This window comes from Janthinobacterium sp. 1L-D-8-B-C4 (genome assembly GCF_057291295.1).
This window is the reverse complement of the sequence record NZ_JBXAVX010000016.1, coordinates 173963-194171: the sequence shown is the minus strand read 5'-3', so window position 1 is coordinate 194171 and position 20209 is coordinate 173963. Positions and strand designations below refer to the sequence as shown.

Here is a 20209-nt window from a genome sequence, read left to right as displayed (position 1 = left end):
CGTGTGTACCCGACGTTTTTTACCTTCACTCATTTGCTGTCATCCTTTCACGGACCACAGCTTAAACCATCGTCTCAGATTCGGGATCCACTATAGGGAGCTAATCGCGCCACGACTGCCGTGCTTCCCGATCATTTCGACCAAGACCTTCCGAATATATTGACTGCGCTTGCCCTCACATTTTTGTGCGAAGGGAATGACCGGTCAATTCGTGTCAAGGCCAGGTTGCTAGCTCCTTGGCAAGACTTGGTGCTGGTAGTCCCGCCCCTGTTGATCACATCAACGTGGATCGCGGAGCGCGTTGCGCTACCCGGATTGGCATCCCCGGTCTTTGGCGAGCGCCAGCAGATTGTGGCACGCATGCACGCGTGGCTGTGCGAATCGACGCTGCCGGTGGACGACGATCCGTTCATCGATTATCTCTGCCGCACCGAGGGTCTGGATGAAACCCACATGCATCTGAATGGGACGACCGAGGCCGAAAAAATTTGGTTCGATGCATTGGAACGGCCCCGGCAGGTGGTCGGCGCGCTGACGGCGAAAGTCATTGAAAAGGACGATGGCCTGCGCATCGAGACAGGAAACGGCGTCAAGCGCTTGCTGCTCCAGGAAGATGCGACCCTGACGCCGGCGGTACTTGTGCAGCGAGTGGAAACTGCTGTGGTATTGAAAGTGCAGCTCTTGCATTTTTCGCTGCAGTATGCGGACACCAGATGTAAGCCCGGAGTGGAAGAACCGGCAGGCACGGCCTATCGGCGTGTCCAGGACGCCTGTTTGCAGCATGCGCCATTGAACGGGATGCCGCGCGTCGTGCGCGAAGCTTGGCAACTTGTCGCGATCATGCAGGCGCTGCGACAGGGGCCCGCGACGCCAAAAGCCGGTGCGGCTTTCTGGCACTACGCCTTGTCGCGTGCGCAGTTCTGCCGCTTGCTGGTGCAACAGGCGGATCAAAAGGGATTCGATCAGTTTCAGTACATCACACTCAACGAACTGCGCGAAAATACGGAGAAAGACTATGCCGAACGTTTTCGCCAGATCGAACGTGGGCATCAAAAGGGCGTGGATTTCGTCGAAGGGAGATTTGCGCCGAAATCCACTCCCAATGGCAACGCTGATCTGATTGGCCGGGTTCTCCGCGGCTATCTCGAGTTTCTTGGAGAGCGCGAGGAGGGGCAGGGCGGCGTCACCAGGCCAGTCGAGAGTTACAGCTCCCTTGCCGAATTGCTGCGACTGGTCAGGGTGCGTGAAAACGGTTGGGACGCCGTGCTCTCGCCGGTGCCTCAGTCGGTCGGCGCCGAGTTTCGTTCGACCAGACGCCTGCGTCTCGGCCTTGTTGCACACTTTATCAAAAGCCCCGATGCGGACGAGTTAAAAGCATTCGTCCAAGCAAATGGTTTGCGCCCGGCATGTCGCCACGCTAAGCTCCGACTTAAATCGGACCAGTCTGCGCGCGCGCTGGTCGCGTTAATCCAGCGCACAACAGGTCTGGACAGCCTTATTCGTGGGATCGACGCGGCCAGCAATGAGCGCCATGCCGGTCCGGAGGTCTTTGCGCCAGTGTTCCGGCGCATGCGGGATGCCGGCATACGTCGCTTCACTTACCATGCGGGTGAGGATTTCGTTCATCTGATGTCGGGTCTAAGGGCCATCACTGAGGCCGTCGTTTTCCTTGACTTCGATGCCGGCTGCCGGATCGGGCATGGCACCGCGTCCGGACTGGATCCCAAGGCTTGGTGGGAAGCTGTTGGTGGTTACGTGGTCATGCCGGTGGAGGACAGGCTAGACGACCTGGTCGTTGCTCGGGATTTATTGTTGCAAACTCACGTGCATGCAGAGTGCCTGCCTTTGCTGGACGCGGAAATCAATAGGCTCTCGATGCGCATATGGAATGATCCGTGCATCACGCCCGAGGTGCTGGCCGACGCATGGAAACTACGTTCGTTGGATCCGCTTATCCAAAATGTGACGGAGGATTATTTTGATCCAGGCCGGCGGCGCGAAGCCCTGTTGTTTGCCGAAGCGTGCGCGCGTACACCAAACGCGCATGCACATTTTTTGCGGCGTCATGGGCGGGGTGCGACGTCCTCGGAGCTGCAGCGCGGGCGCGAAGATATCCGCATCACGCGGGAGAACGAAGTACTTAAGCCAAAGATATTGCGTGCGCTGCAAAAAGCGGTCTTGCTGCTTCTGCACAAGCGCGGTATCGCCATCGAAACCCTCCCCAGCAGCAATGTGCGGATCAGCATCCACAAGACCTATGAGGACCACCACATCCGCCAATGGATGGGACTCGATGGAAAGTCCGCGGGCAAGTGTGTGAGCGTGGTCGTCGGTTCGGATGACCCGGGTATTTTTGCGACCGGGCTGCGCATGGAGTATGCGCATCTGTTCCGGATATTGCACGCCGGCGGGGCTCTGAACAAGTCGAAGGCGGAAACTCTGCTGCACAGCATCTGTGTGGACGCCAAGCGGTACCGGTTTTAATGCGCGTACATAGAGCTGCTAACAAAACTGAACGGGACGCCATATTCCTCATAGTTTAGCTCGCATGGCAAGAAAAAAGTTAGCAACGAATTACGGACGGCACTGGTACCTTTAATAACGAGTTTGTTCCTTCGCGAAATGGCGGCCGTCGCAGCTCGGTCGACGACCAAGCGGAATGAGGTATTGGCGGCGACTGCGTGATTGCCAAGCAGCAGGCATCTGGAAAAATTGCACCTAGCAATGGAGAGAAGGTTGTGACCTTCGAATTGGATAAAAGTCCCTTGCGCTAAATATTGGGGATGTTAAGGTTTCTGACCTAATCTATTGGCGAGATCAATATTTTGTCGGTGGCATCGAGGGACGCGAACTAGCTTCGGCAGAAATATTGGATATCGTGCTCAGCAAGCGGCGTTCGACAGAAAATCAGTCCTAGTCTACACTAAGGCCGCGTTACCGTACTAATTGGCTACGTCTGTTTCGGGGGTGACAGCAGCCACTCCTCAAATAGCCAAGTGTCCCCTGAGCGATATGCACATCAGCAAACCATGCTTCGGCCCAAGTCCCCAACATGGGCGCTTCGGGCCAAGCGGGCCTGAAAAATGTCGAGGGCAAGGCGCGGCGACGAAGACAGTACGCATGTACGGCGAGGAGCCGCAACGCCGCCCTCGGCATTTTCTCAGGCCGCGTCTCCGGCCCGCTGTTCAAAGCCTTTTCAAGCACTCTTCGGTTCCAGGGGAAAACGTATCGTGTAATGCAACCCCATCCCCGGCGCACTCGCCACCTTGACCGTCCCGCCCAGCGGCCCCGTCACCAGGTTATACAGAATATGCGCCCCCAGCCCACTGCCACCCGACCCGCGCTTGGTCGTAAAAAACGGATCGAATAGCTGGCCCAAAGTGGCACTATCCATCCCCATGCCATCATCGCTGTAATCGAGTGCCAGGATGTCGCCATCGCTACGGGCGCTGATGCGTATCTTGCCCGGCTCGCCTTCCGCAAAACCATGCACCATCGAATTGACCACCATATTGGTAACGATCTGCGAGATCGCGCCGGGATAGCTGCGCAGTTGCAACTCAGGTGCGCACTCGACTTCGACCTTGATCGGCTTGCCCTTCAGCTTGGGCTGCAGCGACAGCAGGATTTCATCGAGATATTTGCGCAGGTTAAAGCTGCGCATGTCGTCCGAGGACTGGTCGACGGCCACCTGCTTGAAGCTGCGCACCAGCGCTGCGGCGCGCTGGGTGTTGGTGGTCATGATGCGCAGGGTCTGGTCGATAATGCCGAAAAACTCCTGCAAGCCGTCTTCGTCGAGCTGGCCGGCGGCCAAGTCCTCGCGCGTCAGTTTCAGCTCCTGCACCAGGTGGCTGGTGGCCGTGACGCAAATGCCCAGCGGGGTATTGATTTCATGCGCCACGCCGGCCACCAGGCGGCCCAGCGAGGCCAGTTTTTCCTGGCGTACCAGTTCCGACTGCGCTTCTTTCAACGCTTCCAGGGCGCTGTTCAGGGCGGCGTTCTGCTCTTCCAGGGTTTCCTTGGCCTGGCGCATGGCGTGGTCGGCCTGCACGCGGGCGATCGCCACGGCAACGTGGCTGGCCATGAAAGCCAGCACGTCCAGTTCGGCCTGGCCATACACCACCGACGCATCATAGCTTTGCACGATAATCACGCCGTAGGCGCGCTCGCCCAGCAGCATCGGCGCGCCCATCCAGCTGGCGATGCCCACATTGCCCAGCGGCTCGTTCATTTCACCGCTGGCCACCAGCGCCGCATAGCTGCCGGCGTCGAGCAGACAGGCCTGGCGCCGCGCCAGCACATAGGAGCTCATGCCCACGCCATAATGAAAGCGCTTGACGGGCGCCTGCGCGTCTTTTTCATCGACGAAATACGGGATGGTGATTTCTTTGCTATCCGGGTGATACAGGGCGATCAGGAAATTTTTGGCCGTCACCAGTTCGCTGATGATCGCATGCAGGCGCGCATACAGGATAGCGGCATCGGCCGCCTGGGCCGACAGGTTGGCGATTTCAAACAGCGCATGCTGCAGGTTTTCCGCGCGGCGCCGCTCGGCCACTTCATGCGCCAGCAGGGCCGTGCGTTCCTGCACAGCCTTTTCCAGCCGGTCCATGCTTTGCAGGCCCTGCAGCGCGCTCGACACGTGGGTGGCGATCAGCGCGAACAGAGCCTGGTCTTCCAGGCTGAAGCGGTGCTCGGCATCATAGCTCTGGATCACGATGGCGCCCAGCACCTGGTGCTGCTGGTCCAGCAGCGGGCAGCCGATCCAGTGTTCGGCCGCAGTACCGCCGCCCCAGGAGGCGCCGCCGTCGACATGCATGGCCTCGTCGCCGGCCGTCATCACCAGTTGCTTTCCATTGACGATCACCCAGGCCGTCGGCGACTGCTCGGCGCTGGCCAGGCGAACTTCCTGCGCCGCGTCGGGCGCGCGGTCGAATTCGTCGACGAAATATGGAAAGCGCACGGTGCCGTTGTCGCGGTCGCTCAAGGCGACGTAAAAATTGGCTGCATACATGATGCGCCCCAGCGCCGCATGCACCGCTTGCAGGAAGTCGGCGATATCGCTGCAGGCGCTGGAACGCTGGCCGATTTCCAGCAATACGGTTTGTACCGCTTCCAGGCGGCTGAGACGACTTTCCATGGGATTCCCTGACTGTGCTGCTGAAATAATTCTGAAAATCAATGTTATCAGTTCAATTGCCCCTTGGCACGCTAAACAGGCAAGGATTTGCCAGCATTGGCCGACAGTGGCAGACTAGCGACTCTTCCACGCACGGTTTCCCCATGACCACATCGCTACGCGCCGCAGTGCGCCCTTACACCCTTGCCGGCCTGCTGTTGTTTTCCGCCTTCGGCATGCCGCCCCTGTGCGCCGCGCCGGCGAAGGTGCCGGCGGCGCAGACGGCCGATGGCGGGCGCTATTTCGGCCCGCTGGTCGATGGCAAGATGCAGGGCAAGGGCAGGCTGGAATATGCAAGCGGCGCCTATTACGAAGGCGGCTTCGAGCGCGGCGTGTTCAGCGGCCAGGGCAGCTTGCGCCAGCCGTCGGGCGTGCGCTACGAGGGCCAGTTCCGGCTTGGCGCGTTCGAGGGGCAAGGCCGCTACACCTCGCCCAAGGGCGAAGTCTATGCGGGCAATTTCAGCAAGGGCAATTTCGACGGCCAGGGCAGCTACCAGGGCCTGGACGGCAGCTATGTGGGCGCGTTTCGCAACTGGAAGCCGCACGGCGCGGGCATGCTGACCGACAGCGACGGCCTGGTATTCCAGGGGAATTTCGTGCAAGGCCAGCCGCAGGGCAAGATGCAGGTGCGCACACCCGACGGCATCGTCTACACGGGCGAACTGAAAGACTGGAAGTTCGATGGCGAGGGCGTGCTGCGCACCGCCGAGGGTGATGAATACAAGGGCCACTTCAGCAACGGCCTGTTCGATGGCGCCGGCGTGCTGAGCTATGCGCACGCCCAGCCCGACGGGCGCACCAGCGACAGCGGCAACTGGACCGAAGGCCAGCTTGACGACCCGGCGCTGGAGAAACTCACGCGCGACAATATCGAGCTGGCCCTGTACAACCAGCCGGCCCTGCTGGAAAAAACCTTGAACAGCGTGCTGCCGCGCGATCCGGCGAAAAAGATCAACCTGTACTTCCTCGGTGTCGGTGGCGATGGCGCGCAGGAAGTGTTCCGCCGTGAAACGGCGTTCGTGCAGCGCCAGTTCGACCGCGACTATGGCACGGCCGGGCGTTCGATGGTGCTGGTCAACAGCCGCAATACGGTGGCGCAGCAGCCGATGGCCACCCGCACCAGCATCCGCGCCAGCCTGGCCGCGCTGGGCGCGAAAATGGACAAGAACAACGACGTGCTGTTTCTGTTCCTGACCAGCCATGGCTCGGCCGACCACCAGCTGGCGCTGGCGCAAAACGGCATGGACCTGCACAGCCTGCCCGCGCAGGACCTGGCCGGCATGCTGAAACAAAGCGGCATCGTCTGGAAAGTGATCGTCGTCTCGGCCTGCTATTCGGGCGGCTTTATCGCCCCCTTGAAGGACGACCACACGCTGATCATCACGGCCGCGCGGCCAGACCGCACTTCCTTCGGCTGCGACGACCAGGCCGATTTCACCTATTTCAGCGAAGCGTATTTCAAGGAAGCGCTGCCGAACAGCGCCGGCTTTGCCGAAGCGTTCGACAAAGCCAAAACACTGGTGCGCTCGCGCGAAGCAGCTGACTTCAAGGAAAGCGGCGACGGCGAAGAAGAGCATTCCGAGCCGCAAATCTACCAGGGCAAGGCGATTGCCCAGCAACTGAAAAACTGGCGCGCCCAGCCGCGTTAAGTTCGGTACAATGGCTGCAGCCATGAAAAAATTCTTCCTGCTCCTGCTGCTGTTCGTGCTTCCGCTCCAGATGTCCTGGGCTGCGGCGAGCGCGTATTGCCTGCACGAAGAAGGCAAGGCGGCCCAGCACCTGGGCCACCACAGCCACCAGCACAAGGCCAGCGCCGACGACGAGCCGCAACCAGACGCCGGCAAGGACCTGAAAACCAAGGCCAAGTCGCACAGCGACTGCAATGTCTGCCATGGCGTCGGCCACGCCTGGCTGCCGCCCGGCGCCAGCATGCCGGTGTTCGACACGGCCTCGCTGGCCATCGATAGCGCCTCCTTCCTGTACATCTCGCATATTCCCGATGGGCCCAAGCGGCCCGACTGGTCGCCGGTCATCGTCTAAACCGGCGGGATTTTTCCTCTATTGCAGCATGCGCGGCACTTGATGCCCGTGCATGGCTGCGCGTCCCGTCGAATTGTCATCCTGCTTTTTCGGAGAATTCGATGTACCGACTCATCTATTGTTTATTACTCGGCCTCGCCGCGCCTGCGCAGGCGCAGCAGGAAACCGCCGGCTCCCTGACCCTGGCCGCCGCCCTGCAACTGGCCGAAGCCGGCAACCCCGCCCTGTCGGCCGCGCGCCACGAACTGGCGGCCCAGGGCGGCGCCCTGCAACAGGCGCAAGCACTGCCCAACCCTGAGCTGCAAACGGTGCTGGAAGATACGCGCCACGCCACCCGCAGCAGCACCGTGCAGCTGAACCAGTTGATCGAACTGGGCGGCAAGCGCGGTGCGCGCGCCGCCGTGGCGCTGCGCGGCCAGGACCTGGCGCAAGCGGGCCTGGCCTTGCAAGCGGCCGACACGCGCGCGCAAGTGACGATTGCCTTTGCCGATGTGCTGGCCGCGCAGGAAGGCTTGCGCCTTGCCGACAGCGCGCAGGCGCTGGCGGCGCGCGCCAGCGAGATCACGGCGCGCCGGGTGGCGGCCGGCAAGGCATCGCCGGTAGAAGCGACGCGCGCCAAGGTAGCCGAGGCCAGCGTGCGGCTCGAACTGAACCTGGCGCGCAGCAATCTGGTCCAGGCCCGCCAGCGCCTGGCTGCGCTGTGGGGCGCTGCGGCGCCGCGTTTTACCGAGGCCCATGGCCGGCTCGACGTGCTGCCGCCGCTGCCCTCGCAGGCTGAACTGGCGGCGCGTCTGCATGCGTCGCCAAGCGTGCTGCAGGCGCGCAGCCACCTGGCGCAGCGCCAGGCCATGCTGGAGGTGGAGCAGCGGCGCGCCATGCCGGACGTGACGGTCAGCATCGGCATGAAACGCTCGGAAGAGCTGGGCCGCAACCAGGCCATCATCGGCCTGGCCCTGCCTTTGCCACTGTTTGACCGCAATGCCGGCAACCAGTTGGAGGCCCTGCGCCGCAGCGACAAGGCCGGCGATGAACTGGCGGCCGCCCAGGTGCAGCTGCAGGCGGCGCTGGCGCAGGCGCGCGAGCGGCTGGCCACGGCCAGGCTGGACGTCGACAGCCTGCAAAACGAGATCGTGCCCGGCGCGCAGAGTGCCTGGGACGCGGCCAGCAAGGGTTTCGAGTTCGGCAAGTTCGCCTTTCTCGATGTGCTCGATGCCCAGCGCACCTTGCTGCAAGCGAAAAACCAGACCCTGCGCGCGCTGACCGAAGCGCACCACGCCGCCGCCGAAATCGAGCGCCTGCTGGGCGCCCCCGTGACTCCGCAAGAAAGCCTCCCATGAATATCACATTGAGCAAAAAACAGCTGATCGCCATCGCGGCCATTCTTATCGCCGGCATCGCGCTGGCATTCCTGATCCTCGGCACGGGCGGCGCCGTCAGGGACGAGCACGCGCACGAGGAAGACAAACACGGCCATGCCGAGGAGAAAGCCGCGCCGCCGGTCGAAGGACTGCTGCAGCTGAGCAAAGAGCAAGACAAGGCGGCCGGCGTGGTGATCGCCACTGCCGCAGCCGGCCGCATCCAGACCAGCGTCGCCCTGCCCGGCGAGATCCGCTTCAACGAGGACCGGACGGCGCACGTGGTGCCGCGCCTGGGCGGCGTGGTCGAAGCCGTGCATGCGGACCTGGGCCAGCTGGTGAAAAAGGGGCAGGTACTGGCCGTGATCGCTAGCACGGAATTGTCCGAGCAGCGCAGTGAGCTGTTGTCGGCACAACGGCGCCTGTCGCTGTCGCGCGCCACCTACGAACGCGAAAAGATGTTGTGGCAGGAAAAGATCTCGGCCGAACTCGATTACCTGCAGGCCCAGCAAGCCTGGCGCGAAGCGGAAATCGCGGTGCAGAACGCGCAGCAGAAACTGCAGGCGCTGGGCGCCACCGCTACCGGCAAGGGGCCTTTGAACCGCTACGAGATCCGTGCGCCGTTCGACGCCATGGTGCTGGAAAAGCACATCACGCTCGGTGAAGCGGTCAAGGAAGACGCAAATATCTTTGTCATCTCCGACCTGTCGACCGTGTGGGCGGAAATCGCCGTGCCGGCCAAGGACCTGGCCACCGTGCGCACGGGTGGCAAGGTGCTGGTGAAAGCCTCGGCCTTCAATGCCAGCGCCAGGGGCACCATCACTTATGTGGGTGCACTGCTCGGTGAACAGACGCGCACGGCCAAGGCGCGCATCAGCCTGCAAAACCCCGACATGGCCTGGCGCCCGGGCCTGTTTGTCAGCGTCGAAGTGATTGCCGGCGAACAGGACGCGCCGGTGACGGTGCAAAGCACGGCGATCCAGTCGGTGGAAGACAAGCCGTCCGTGTTCGTGCAGGTCAAGGACGGCTACCAGGCCACGCCAGTTACCTTGGGCCGCAGCGACGGCCAGTTGACGGAAATCACCAAGGGGCTGGCGCCGGGCACGCCGTACGCGGCGCAAGGCAGCTTTACCCTGAAATCCGAGCTGGGCAAGGCGTCCGCCGGCCACGAGCATTGATCAAGTGGATAAAGGAAACCATCATGTTTGAACGCTTGATCCGCTTTGCCATCGCGCAGCGCTGGCTGGTCATGCTGGCGGTGGCCGCCATGGCCGCCTTCGGCATCTACAGTTATCAACAGCTGCCGATCGACGCCGTGCCCGATATCACCAATGTACAAGTGCAAATCAATACGGCCGCCGCCGGCTATTCGCCACTGGAAACCGAGCAGCGCATCACCTTTCCGATCGAAACCGCGATGGCCGGCCTGCCGAAGCTCGAAGAAACCCGTTCGCTGTCGCGCTACGGCCTGTCGCAGGTCACCGTGATCTTCAAGGACGGCACCGATATCTATTTTGCGCGCCAGATGATCAACGAGCGCTTGCAGGAAGCGAAGGAAAGCCTGCCGGCCGGCATCACGCCTAAGATGGGGCCGGTGTCGACCGGCCTCGGTGAAATCTATCTGTGGACGGTGGAAACCACGCCTGGTGCGAAAAAGCCGGACGGCACGCCCTACACGCCGACCGACCTGCGCGAGATACAGGACTGGATCATCAAGCCGCAGTTGCGCAATGTGCTGGGCGTAACGGAAATTAACGCCATCGGCGGCTATGCCAAGCAATACCAGGTGGCGCCGCATCCGGACAAGCTGGGCTCCTACGGCATCAGCCTGCAGGAAATCGTCGCGGCGCTCGAGCGCAACAACAGCAATGTGGGCGCCGGCTATATCGAGCGCCAGGGCGAGCAGTTGCTGATACGCGCGCCGGGCCAGGTGGGCAACGGCGACGATATCGCCAATATCGTGGTGGCCAACCGCGAAGGCGTGGCGATCCGCATCCGCGACGTGGCCGAGGTCGTCATCGGGCGCGAACTGCGCACCGGTGCGGCCACCGAGAACGGGCGCGAAGTGGTGCTGGGCACGGTGTTCATGCTGATCGGACAGAACAGCCGCGCCGTGTCGCAGGCGGTCGATAAAAAAATGCTTGAGATCAACCGCAGCCTGCCCGAAGGCGTGCATGCCGTCACTGTTTACGACCGCACGGTGCTGGTCGACAAAGCCATCAATACAGTGAAGAAAAACCTGCTGGAAGGGGCGGTATTGGTGATCGCCATCCTCTTTATGTTCCTGGGGAACATAAGAGCCGCGCTGATCACGGCGATGGTGATACCGCTGGCGATGCTGTTTACGTTTACCGGCATGGTGCAATATCACGTCAGCGCCAACCTGATGAGCCTGGGCGCGCTGGACTTCGGCATCATTATCGACGGCGCCGTGGTGATCGTGGAAAACTGCGTGCGCCGCCTTGCTCATGCGCAGCAGAAGCTGGGCCGGCGCCTCACCCTGCAGGAACGCTTTGAGGAGGTGTTCGCGGCATCGCAGGAAGCGCGCCGGCCGCTGCTGTACGGCCAGTTGATCATCATGGTGGTGTACTTGCCGATCTTTGCGCTGACCGGCGTGGAAGGCCGCATGTTTACGCCGATGGCGTTCACTGTCGTGATTGCCCTGCTGGGCGCCATGCTGCTGTCGATCACCTTCATTCCCGCCGCCGTCGCCTTGTTTATCGGCGACAAGGTGGCGGAAAAGGAAAACGCCATCATGCGCGCGGCCAAGCGCTGGTATGCGCCGGCGCTCGATAAAGTGATGGCCAACACGCCGGTGGTGCTGGTGTTCGCCACGGTGGCCGTCTTGCTGTCGGGCCTGCTGGCCACGCGCATGGGCAGCGAATTCGTGCCCAGCCTGAACGAGGGCGATATCGCCATCCAGGCGCTGCGCATTCCCGGCACCAGCCTCACGCAATCGCTGGCGATGCAACAGCAGCTGGAACACAAGCTGATGAACAACCACAAGGAAATCGAGCGCGTGTTTGCCCGCACGGGAACGGCCGAGATCGCTTCCGACCCGATGCCGCCGAATATTTCCGACGGCTATATCATGCTGAAACCACGCGGCCAGTGGCCGCAGCCGAAGAAAACCCGCGAACAACTGCTGGCTGAAATCGAAGCGACGGCAAATAGCCTGCCGGGCAGCAACTACGAGTTTTCGCAGCCGATACAGCTGCGTTTCAACGAGCTCATTTCCGGCGTGCGCAGCGATGTGGCGGTGAAACTGTATGGCGACGACATGGCCGTGCTCGATACAACGGCGGCGGCCATCGCCGGCGTGCTGGGCAAGGTGGCCGGCGCCACCGAAGTCAAAGTCGAGCAGACCAGCGGCCTGCCGATGCTGACGGTGCAGATCGACCGCGAGCAGACGGCCCGCTATGGCCTGAACATGGCCGATGTGCAGGCGGCGATCTCGACCGCCATCGGCGGCCAGCAGGCCGGCACCCTGTTCCAGGGCGACCGCCGTTTCGATATCGTGGTGCGCCTGCCCGACAGCCTGCGCAGCGACCTGGAGCAGTTGCGCCGCCTGCCGATCGCCCTGCCCCAGGGCGGCAATGCGGAAGGCCGCGCGCGCTTTATTCCGCTCGGCGAAGTGGCCAGCCTGCAAGTGGCGCCCGGGCCGAACCAGATCAGCCGCGAGGACGGCAAGCGCCGCATCGTCATCAGCGCCAATGTGCGCGGGCGCGATATCGGCTCGTTTGTTGCAGAGGCAACGCAGCAACTGCAAGCCCAGGTGAAAATTCCGGCCGGCTACTGGACCAGCTGGGGCGGCCAGTTCGAGCAGCTGCAGTCGGCGACCGCGCGATTGCAACTGGTGGTGCCGCTGGCGCTGGGCCTGGTGTTCATTTTGCTGTTTGCCATGTTCGGCAATGTGAAGGATGGCTTGCTGGTGTTCAGCGGCATTCCGTTTGCGCTGACCGGCGGCATCATCGCGCTGTGGCTGCGCGACATACCGCTGTCGATCTCGGCGGCGGTGGGATTTATCGCGCTATCCGGCGTGGCCGTGTTGAACGGGCTGGTGATGATCGCCTTTATCCGCCAGTTGCGCGAACAGGGCCTGCCGCTGCAGGACGCGATACACGAAGGCGCCCTCTCGCGCTTGCGGCCCGTCTTGATGACGGCGCTGGTGGCGTCACTGGGTTTCGTGCCGATGGCGATCGCCACCGGCACCGGCGCCGAAGTGCAGCGCCCGCTGGCCACAGTGGTAATCGGCGGCATCTTGTCGTCGACGGTATTGACCTTGCTGGTGTTGCCGCTGCTTTATCGGCTGGCTTATGCGAGGAAGCAGCATGCGTAGGTTGGATTAGCGGGGCGCAGCCCTGCGTAATCCGACGACATTGTTGGCGTCGCGGGTGTTGTCGGGTTACGCGCTTTGCGCTAACCCGACCTACGTCTGCTTTATCGGCAGCTTATCGGCGGGTCTGACCCTGGTCACGGTTTGCGGTAACCGCCCTCGATCCAGTTGGCTGCCGCGGTCGCGTTGAATTTGAACGCGGCCGGGGCGCGTACCTTGGCGATCTGTTCGCCGTCAGCGTCATACGCGCTCAGCTCGGCGTACGGGTGTTCTTCGTCGGGCACGATGTCGAACATGACCTTGACCTGGCCCTCGTCGGTGGCCACATATAAACTCTTGTGCAATTGCGCATGCAGCTGCTGCTCGTGGCGGCGCAGCACCTCGGAGGCCGTTTTCACCAGGGTATTGAAGGCGTTGACGTCGAGCGGCTTGGGGTTTTTCTTGTCGCGGCCCATGGTCCACGGGCCGACCAGGGCCGGCTCCGGTTCACCATCCTTGATCATGGCCACCGCCCAGCCTTCGTCTTCCTCGTTCTTGATCACGCGCGCGGTCCAGCCGTTGCCGGTCCACAGGCGCGGCTCCTGAATGGGCGCGTCGCTGTCTTGCTCATCTGGCTCGGAAAACTCGGGGAAATCGGTACTCATGGCGGTGCTCGTGATGGAAGGTGGGGCCTGCATGATAGACGAAATCGCCGGCCCGTGCCGCGTTTGGCACACTGCAAACAGCATGCCGCCCCACCTTTTCACACCCCGCTCAGCACATCGACATGGCGGGCCGCGCCGGCCACGTCAGCGGTGGCCCCGGCGGCGTCCAGCGCGGGTCGATGGCCGGCAGCGGCACGCGGTAATTATAGGGATTGATGATAATCGGCGGTATCGCCGATGGCGCACCGACAGGCTCGGCGCAGGACTTGACGGCGCTACGCTGGCGCGTGATTCGATGGTGTTGCGGGGATAGCGATTGATCCCCGTTCGCTGCAGTCACAAGCATGGTGCCCTCCTTGCAAATGTGAGTGTTCAGTATAGGTCGCGAAGCGCGTATTACAAGAAAAGAAATCTTGTTTGATACCACTATCTGATCCGGCCGCATGCCATCCATGCCGCGAAAACGACTGCCTGTCGCACGTGGCTGGCAGGGTCCCGGCGGCGCCGCTACAGTGTGAGCATGTTTCTTCCTTGTTCAACTGCCTGAGGCCCTCCATGAAAAAATACTCGCTTTTGCCCTGATCCTCGTGCTGGCCAGCCTGTTCCTCGACAAGATCGGCGCCAGCGACATGCACATGCAGTTCAACGGCGACGATCTCGACGGCCCCCTGGAATGGCTGTTCGGGCTGGTGTTTGCCAGCGGCGGCCTGCTGATCGCACTGATCGCGCTGGTCTGTGCCGCGATAGTGGTGGGCGTGGTGGTGGCCGGTGTCGGCGTGTTCATGGTGGCCGGCGTGGTGCTCGGCGGGGGCGTGCTGGTCCTGGTGCTACTGGCCTGCAGCGCGCCGGTGCTGCTGCCGCTGCTGGTAATTGCCGCCGTGATCTGGCTGCTCTCCAGCCGCAGCCGCAAGCAGGCGCGGGCGCACCGCGCAGGTCTGTGATCAGCTGGCCATGAACTGGCTCAGCACGCCGCCGCTGCCACCGTCATGATGTTCCACCCGGTTGCGGCCGCCCCGCTTGGCGCGGTACAGCGCTGCATCGGCATGCGCCAGCACCGCATCGCAACCGGCATCGGTGCCGCTCATGGCCGCCATGCCGATGCTCACCGTCACGCTCAGCAGCACGCCACCGTCGATGCTGAGCGAACTGTCGGCCACGCGGGCGCGCAGGCGCTCGGCAAACACGGCCGCCGACGCCATGTCGGTGCCCGGCAACAGGATGGCGAATTCTTCGCCGCCCACCCTGCCCGGCACATCGACCTTGCGCAGCGCCTGGCATATCAGCGCACCCAGGTGGCGCAGTACCACGTCGCCCACCGCATGCCCGTGCTCATCGTTGACGCGCTTGAAATGATCGATATCGAGCATCAGGACAGTCGCCACGCTGGCCAGTTCACGCTGCAGGCGCGCATGTTCGTTGGCCAAGGACGTCATGAAATGGCGGCGGTTCGGTAGCCCCGTCAGGAAATCGGTGGTGGCCAGTTGCAATAGCTCGGCATTCATGCGCTTGCGCTCGGTGATATCGAGCGAGGACACCATCACGAAATCGAGGCTGTCGGCATGGCCCGGCATCACCAGGAGGCTCAGCTCGTTTTGCCGCGCCGCGCCATCGAGGCGCAGAAAACTGCTCTCGCATTCATACAGGTGGGCGCCGCCGGCCAGCGCCAGCAGCGCCGCGCCAAACGCGGGCAAGGCTTGCTCGTCAAAATTTTGCGCCAAGCTCAGCTTGCCGCTGCGCTGCTCATCGAGGTTGGCCCGCACCTGCGCCAGCGCGGCGCCATTCGCGTCGATGATACGCACCAGCCCGGCCAGTCGCTTGAGTTCGTCCGGGCGCTGCTGGAAATACGCCGGCAGGTCCGGCACGCCCGGCTGCCTGATGCCGTCGAGCGCCTCGCGCACGGCCGACCAGTCCTGCTCCCACAAGGCCACCGGCGCATGGTCGTACAGGCTGCGAAAGCGCGCTTCGCCGGCGCGCAGCGCCTGCGCCACCTGCGCCTGCTCGATCGCCATGCCGGCCAGGTGCGCCGCCTCGCTGAGCCGCGCCAGGTGCGAGGCACCCGGCGCCAGCGGCTGGCGGTGGTAAGCCATCAGCACACCCAGCAGCTTGCCCGAGCCGCCGCGCACCGGCTCGGCCCAGCACGACTGCAGCCCGGCCTGCGTCGCCAGCGCCATCTCGCCCGGCAGCTTTTCGGCCGCCTGCAAATCGGGCACGCTGACGCGCTGGCCACTGCGCACGGTTTGTGCCGCCACGCCATGCACGCCACGCAGCATGTCGATGCCATGGCCATGGCTGGACAGGTTGAAAAACGCCGGCAGCGAAGGCGCCGCCCCCAGCACCAGCCGGTGCCGCTGTTCGTCGAGCAGCAAGATGCTGCAGAGCATGGCGGGATGGTCGGCCTGCACGCCCAGCACCACGCTTTCCAGTATCCGCTCCAGCGGCGCGCCGATGGCCAGCATTTCCAGCACCTGGCGCCGCGTGGTTTCGCGCCGCTCGGCCAGGCTGCGCTCACTGATATCGCGGAAGGTCCACAGCCTGGCCAGCTCATTGCCCAACTGCATGCCGCGGATATATTGTTCGATCACCCGGCCGTCGCGCAGGTGCAGCAGGTCGCGCTGTTCGCGCTGGCCGTGCGGCGCATGGCGGCGCGCGTCGAGGAAAGGCGCGGCCTGTTCCAGCCGGCTTTGCAGGTGCTGCACCAGCGCCGCGCCGTCGGCCTGCCAGTCCAGCGTGTCGGGCACTTGCCACAGGTCGCGAAAGCGCCGGTTCGAGGTGAAAATGCGGCCATCGGCATTGTCGACCAGGATGCCGTCCAAGGTGGAATCGAGGATGTTGCGCAGCATCGCCTGGCTGCGCTGCGCTGCCTCAGCCATCGCCAGCACGCTGGCCTGGCCCTGTTCCAGCTGGCCGGCCAGTTCACTGGCGCGCGCCAGCGAGCGCTGCGCCTGGTAGCGGCTGGCCGCCAGCAGCCAGGTGGCCAGCGCCAGCGCCAGGCTGACAAACAGGCCGGTCCAGGCCACCACGCGCGGACGCGCCAGCAAGTCGCCATCAAAGGCCGGCAGCGCGCGCACGCGCACGGTCCAGACATGGCCGGCAATGGCCAGAGCCTGGGTACTCGACAGCCGGCCCGATGCCGGCTGCGTGCCGGGCAGGCTGTCGTACAGCTGGGCGCCGGGGTCCAGGTGGTCGCCGTCGTAGATTTCCAGGTCCAGCAGGCGCGACGCCTCGCCGCCCACGCCGCGCATCAGGTCCTGCATGCGAAATGGCGCGAAGACCCAGGCGCGCAAGGCGGCGCGGCGCTGCTGCACGCTGTCGTGCGCCAGGCCATTGTCGAAGATCGGCATCACCAGCAAAAAGCCGTACACCGTAGTGCTGGCGCTGGCGCCACCATCCTGCAGCAGTTGCAGCTTGCCGGTCATGGCCGCCTGCCCCGTGTCGCGCGCAAGCTCCAGGGCCGCGCGCCGCACCGGTTCAGCCAGCAGGTCGTGGCCCATGGCGCGCAGGTTGCTGTCATTGACCGGTTCCAGATAGGTAATCGGCGCGATCGCCGGCCGTGCTCCCGGCGGCAAGATGGCATAGCCGGGAAAGCCTTGCGCGCGCGCCTGCGCTTCGTGCGCCGCGCGCTGCCCGCCCGGCAGCAGCGGCAGGTAGCCGACACCCTGGATGCCGGGGTAGTGGCGGGCCAGGTCGCGCACCGCCAGGTAGGCATGGAATTCCTCGCGCGTGACGTCCGCCGAGCTGGCGTACAGGCCCTGCACGCCATGCAACAGGTCGGTGTAGGTACGCATGCGGCCGCTGATGCTACCCACCAGTTCGCGCACGTGAAAATCGAAATCGGCGCGCACTTGTTGCTCAGTGGCATCACTGGCGGCGCGCCAGGCGCCATAGCTCAGGTTCAGTCCCAAGGTCAGCACCAGGGCCGCAAACAGCGGCGGCCCCACCCATTGCGGACGATGCGATCTGGACGACAACGGCGGCGCGCGTCTGTTCATGGCGGATGGAAAAGCTGATCGAAGTTCGCGCAAGCGCGCAGCTACCATCGGTAGCGAATGTCAACGATACTACGTTACAGACGATGCTCTTGCAAACTTTACACGCTGTATCAAAAAGACCACAAATAATGTCGGTCATGTCACTTTTCCTCCTGCTGCTATGATCACTGCTCAACAACAGAAAGGAACAGCACTTGCACACGGAAGGCTGGCATGGAGCGCTATGGCTGGCGCCGGACTTTGCCATCTTGCATGGCGCCGCACGCGCCACGGCCAACCACGCCCATTATGCCCACCAGTGGATGCGCAGCCTGGGCGCGCCTTTGGTCGTGGAACTGGCCGGCGAGCACCTTACCGTGCAGCAGGTGCTGATTGCCAGCCAGCAGCCGCATGCCATTGTCGAGGCGCCGGCGCCCGTTCTGACGGTGTATGCCGAGCCACTGCGTTTGAGCACGGCGGCGCTGCAGCAAGCCGTCACCTCGACAGAGCCGGACAGCATTGCTTCCGCACTGCAAGCAAAAGCCCGCTCCAGCGAGCTCGATCCACGCGTGCAACGCGCGCTGGCCGAAGTCGACGTCCTGTTGTCAGGCAAGGTCAGTGCGACCGCCGTGGCCGATGCGGCGTCTTTGTCGCTGAGCCAGCTGGAGCGGCTGTTCAGCGCACAGCTGGGCCTGCCCGTGCGGCGCCTGGTGCTGTGGCGGCGGCTGCGCCTGGCGATCCGCTTGATCCTCGTGGGCAGCAATCTGACGCAAGCCGCCCACGCTGCCGGCTTTGCCGATGCCGCGCATTTTTCGCGCACCATGCGCAGCCTGTTTGGCGTGCGCGCCGACCAGAGCCTGCGCCGGCTCGACGTTACCGTGCTCGATTGACGCCGGACCGCCGCAAGCCTTCGGGCGTCTCGGGCGCACGCACGCCCTCTTCCGCGCGAAACGGTTCGCACAGCTGCGCCAGATAAGCTTGCGGATAGTCGGGCCGGCTGCCGATGCCCAGGTCTTCGCCGCGCATGCGGTAATCGGACGCGTCGAAACTGGTGCCCAGCAAGCGATCCCAGCAAGTAAAAAACAGGCCAAAATTGACGTCGCCCGCCGTGCCGTATTTCATGTGATGGAAGCGGTGCAGCGGCGCCCAGGCAAATACATGGCGCAGCAGCCCCATGCGCATGGCCACATTGGCGTGCTGTAGCAACAACTGGATCGCCACGGCAAACGCCAGCACCGCCACCACCGCTTGCGGTATGCCGATGAATAACAGCGGCAGCATGCCGCCGGCCGCTTCCAGCAGCAAATGCAGCGGGTGTTTCATCCAGCCGTTAAAACCGATCATGCGGCGCACGCTGTGGTGCACGGCGTGCAGTTTCCACAGCAAATAATAGCGGTGGCTCAGATAATGCACCATGGTGATGCCGAAGTCGGCGACGACAATGGCCAGCAACAATTGCAGCCAGAACGGCAGGTTCAGCGGCCACCACGCACCAAGTTGCACATAGCCGGCCAAGGCGGGAAACGCGGCCAGACCCGCCAGGTACAGCGCTTCATTGACCAGGGCGTGGAGCATGTCGCGCAAGCGGTCGCCGTGATCGTGGTTCCAGCTGGCATCGTAGGGAAGATATCGTTCGGCAAGGAAAGAGGCGCCCAGCGCCAGCAACAGCAAAGGCGGCAGGACCCACAGGGATGCATGTCGATAGCCGACCAGCCAGGCGGCGGCACCGATCGCGCCGGCCCAGAACACCGGGCCGTACAGCAGGGAAAAAACAGATTTCATGGCAAGACGCTCCTGTGGCAAAAACCACAGCATGGCGCGCGGGAGCGTCCTGGCGCTTGAACAAACGGCGCAACTTACGCCGTTTGCTTGCTGGCGATATATTGCCGATAGCCATTCGCGCGCAACGCGCAGGCCGGGCAAGTGCCGCAGCCATAACCCCAGTCGTGCAGCTGGCCCCGTTCACCGAGGTAGCAGGTATGCGTATCGCTGCGGATCAGGTCGACCAGGGCCTGGCCACCGAGGTTTTCGGCCAGGTCCCAGCTTTGCGCCTTGTCCAGCCACATCAGCGGCGTTTCCAGCTTCAATCGCGTGGCCATGCCCAGGTTCAGCGCCACTTGCAGCGCCTTCATGGTGTCGTCGCGGCAATCGGGGTAGCCCGAGAAATCCGTTTCGCACATGCCGCCCACCAGCACCGTCAGGCCGCGGCGGTAGGCCACGGTGGCGGCCACCGTCATGAACAGCAGGTTGCGGCCAGGAACAAACGTGTTCGGCAAGCCGTTTTCCTGCATCACGATTTCCACGTCCTGTGTCATGGCCGTATCGGAAATGGCCGAAATCAGCGACAGGTCTATCATATGGTCTTCACCGAGGCGCTGGTTCCACGCGGGCGAATGTTCGCGCATCCTGGCCAGCAGGCCCGGGCGCACGGTCAGCTCAATCGCATGGCGCTGGCCGTAGTCGAAGCCGATGGTTTCTACACGGCTATAGTGTTCCAAGGCCCAGGCCAGGCAGGTGGTGGAATCCTGGCCACCGCTAAACAGGACCAGTGCCGTATCAGTTGCTAACATAATATTCTTTCTTTATAAAGTACAACGCTGGCGAAATCGGCGCAAGGCCATGAAATACCTGCGCAAAATAGACTTATTCGTCCGCCATCAATTTCCCACTTCCGGTAACATGCGGGC

14 protein-coding genes are annotated in these 20209 nt (G+C 63.2%); 8 read left to right on the top strand and 6 right to left on the bottom strand.

From position 1 onward, the window contains the following. The first annotated feature begins 249 nt into the window (after positions 1–249). On the top strand, positions 250–2484 hold the full coding sequence (locus AC0Z42_RS24355) for a hypothetical protein (protein WP_485470728.1): 2235 nt from the start codon (positions 250–252) through the stop codon (positions 2482–2484). 712 nt (positions 2485–3196) lie between these two features. On the opposite strand, the gene AC0Z42_RS24350 is transcribed toward AC0Z42_RS24355, so the two are convergent. Next, on the bottom strand, positions 3197–5140 hold the full coding sequence (locus tag AC0Z42_RS24350) for a GAF domain-containing sensor histidine kinase (RefSeq protein WP_485470721.1): 1944 nt from the start codon (positions 5138–5140) through the stop codon (positions 3197–3199). A gap of 143 nt (positions 5141–5283) precedes the next feature. Between AC0Z42_RS24350 and AC0Z42_RS24345 the strand changes: the two genes are divergently transcribed. The 5 genes from AC0Z42_RS24345 (at position 5284) to AC0Z42_RS24325 (ending at position 12913) form a co-directional block, all read left to right on the top strand. Beyond that, positions 5284–6828 carry a C13 family peptidase gene (locus AC0Z42_RS24345; RefSeq protein WP_485470720.1) on the top strand — a complete coding sequence of 515 codons (1545 nt, stop codon included), beginning with the start codon at positions 5284–5286 and terminating at the stop codon, positions 6826–6828. Positions 6829–6850: 22 nt separating this feature from the next. Further along, positions 6851–7219 carry a cation efflux protein, CzcI family gene (gene czcI, locus AC0Z42_RS24340; protein ID WP_485470719.1) on the top strand — a complete coding sequence of 123 codons (369 nt, stop codon included), beginning with the start codon at positions 6851–6853 and terminating at the stop codon, positions 7217–7219. Positions 7220–7320: 101 nt separating this feature from the next. Beyond that, positions 7321–8556, top strand: a complete 1236-nt coding sequence (locus tag AC0Z42_RS24335) for a TolC family protein (protein WP_485470718.1) — start codon at positions 7321–7323, stop codon at positions 8554–8556. Next, positions 8553–9752, top strand: a complete 1200-nt coding sequence (locus AC0Z42_RS24330) for an efflux RND transporter periplasmic adaptor subunit (protein WP_485470717.1) — start codon at positions 8553–8555, stop codon at positions 9750–9752. The genes AC0Z42_RS24335 and AC0Z42_RS24330 overlap by 4 nt, the downstream gene beginning before the upstream one ends. 23 nt (positions 9753–9775) lie before the next feature. Then, entirely contained in the window at positions 9776–12913 is a 3138-nt protein-coding gene (locus AC0Z42_RS24325) for an efflux RND transporter permease subunit (RefSeq protein ID WP_485470716.1), read from the top strand. A 134-nt stretch (positions 12914–13047) separates the two neighbouring features. Here the strand turns inward: AC0Z42_RS24325 and AC0Z42_RS24320 are convergent, their stop codons facing one another. Together AC0Z42_RS24320 and AC0Z42_RS24315 are read right to left on the bottom strand one after the other, a co-directional pair. Next, positions 13048–13554, bottom strand: coding sequence for a hypothetical protein (locus AC0Z42_RS24320; protein WP_485470715.1), 507 nt, complete (start codon positions 13552–13554; stop codon positions 13048–13050). 109 nt (positions 13555–13663) lie between these two features. Further along, on the bottom strand, positions 13664–13900 hold the full coding sequence (locus AC0Z42_RS24315) for a hypothetical protein (protein WP_485470714.1): 237 nt from the start codon (positions 13898–13900) through the stop codon (positions 13664–13666). A gap of 241 nt (positions 13901–14141) precedes the next feature. Between AC0Z42_RS24315 and AC0Z42_RS24310 the strand changes: the two genes are divergently transcribed. Beyond that, the gene (locus tag AC0Z42_RS24310) at positions 14142–14495 is read left to right on the top strand and encodes a hypothetical protein (RefSeq protein ID WP_485470713.1); all 354 of its coding nucleotides are present in this window, start codon (positions 14142–14144) and stop codon (positions 14493–14495) included. Here AC0Z42_RS24310 and AC0Z42_RS24305 read toward each other — a convergent pair whose 3' ends face one another. After that, positions 14496–17543 carry a CHASE domain-containing protein gene (locus AC0Z42_RS24305; protein WP_485470712.1) on the bottom strand — a complete coding sequence of 1016 codons (3048 nt, stop codon included), beginning with the start codon at positions 17541–17543 and terminating at the stop codon, positions 14496–14498. It lies immediately after the preceding gene. 194 nt (positions 17544–17737) lie between these two features. Between AC0Z42_RS24305 and AC0Z42_RS24300 the strand changes: the two genes are divergently transcribed. Further along, positions 17738–18412: a helix-turn-helix domain-containing protein gene (locus AC0Z42_RS24300; protein WP_485470711.1), complete on the top strand. Its 675-nt coding sequence runs from the start codon at positions 17738–17740 to the stop codon at positions 18410–18412. Here the strand turns inward: AC0Z42_RS24300 and AC0Z42_RS24295 are convergent. Beyond that, complete coding sequence (locus tag AC0Z42_RS24295; protein ID WP_485470710.1) at positions 18396–19304, bottom strand: sterol desaturase family protein; 909 nt, start codon at positions 19302–19304, stop codon at positions 18396–18398. The two genes, AC0Z42_RS24300 and AC0Z42_RS24295, sit on opposite strands and share 17 nt — an antisense overlap. A gap of 74 nt (positions 19305–19378) precedes the next feature. Beyond that, positions 19379–20092: a 7-cyano-7-deazaguanine synthase QueC gene (gene queC, locus AC0Z42_RS24290; RefSeq protein WP_485470709.1), complete on the bottom strand. Its 714-nt coding sequence runs from the start codon at positions 20090–20092 to the stop codon at positions 19379–19381. Positions 20093–20209: the final 117 nt, after the last annotated feature.

Coding starts and splice junctions, on each gene's coding strand:
- AC0Z42_RS24345 (WP_485470720.1), top strand. CDS start 5,284: ATGACCACATCGCTACGCGCCGCAGTGCGCCCTTACACCCTTGCCGGC.
- queC (WP_485470709.1), bottom strand. CDS start 20,092: ATGTTAGCAACTGATACGGCACTGGTCCTGTTTAGCGGTGGCCAGGAT.
- AC0Z42_RS24335 (WP_485470718.1), top strand. CDS start 7,321: ATGTACCGACTCATCTATTGTTTATTACTCGGCCTCGCCGCGCCTGCG.
- AC0Z42_RS24320 (WP_485470715.1), bottom strand. CDS start 13,554: ATGAGTACCGATTTCCCCGAGTTTTCCGAGCCAGATGAGCAAGACAGC.
- AC0Z42_RS24295 (WP_485470710.1), bottom strand. CDS start 19,304: ATGAAATCTGTTTTTTCCCTGCTGTACGGCCCGGTGTTCTGGGCCGGC.
- AC0Z42_RS24315 (WP_485470714.1), bottom strand. CDS start 13,900: ATGCTTGTGACTGCAGCGAACGGGGATCAATCGCTATCCCCGCAACAC.
- AC0Z42_RS24305 (WP_485470712.1), bottom strand. CDS start 17,543: ATGAACAGACGCGCGCCGCCGTTGTCGTCCAGATCGCATCGTCCGCAA.
- AC0Z42_RS24330 (WP_485470717.1), top strand. CDS start 8,553: ATGAATATCACATTGAGCAAAAAACAGCTGATCGCCATCGCGGCCATT.
- czcI (WP_485470719.1), top strand. CDS start 6,851: ATGAAAAAATTCTTCCTGCTCCTGCTGCTGTTCGTGCTTCCGCTCCAG.
- AC0Z42_RS24325 (WP_485470716.1), top strand. CDS start 9,776: ATGTTTGAACGCTTGATCCGCTTTGCCATCGCGCAGCGCTGGCTGGTC.
- AC0Z42_RS24350 (WP_485470721.1), bottom strand. CDS start 5,140: ATGGAAAGTCGTCTCAGCCGCCTGGAAGCGGTACAAACCGTATTGCTG.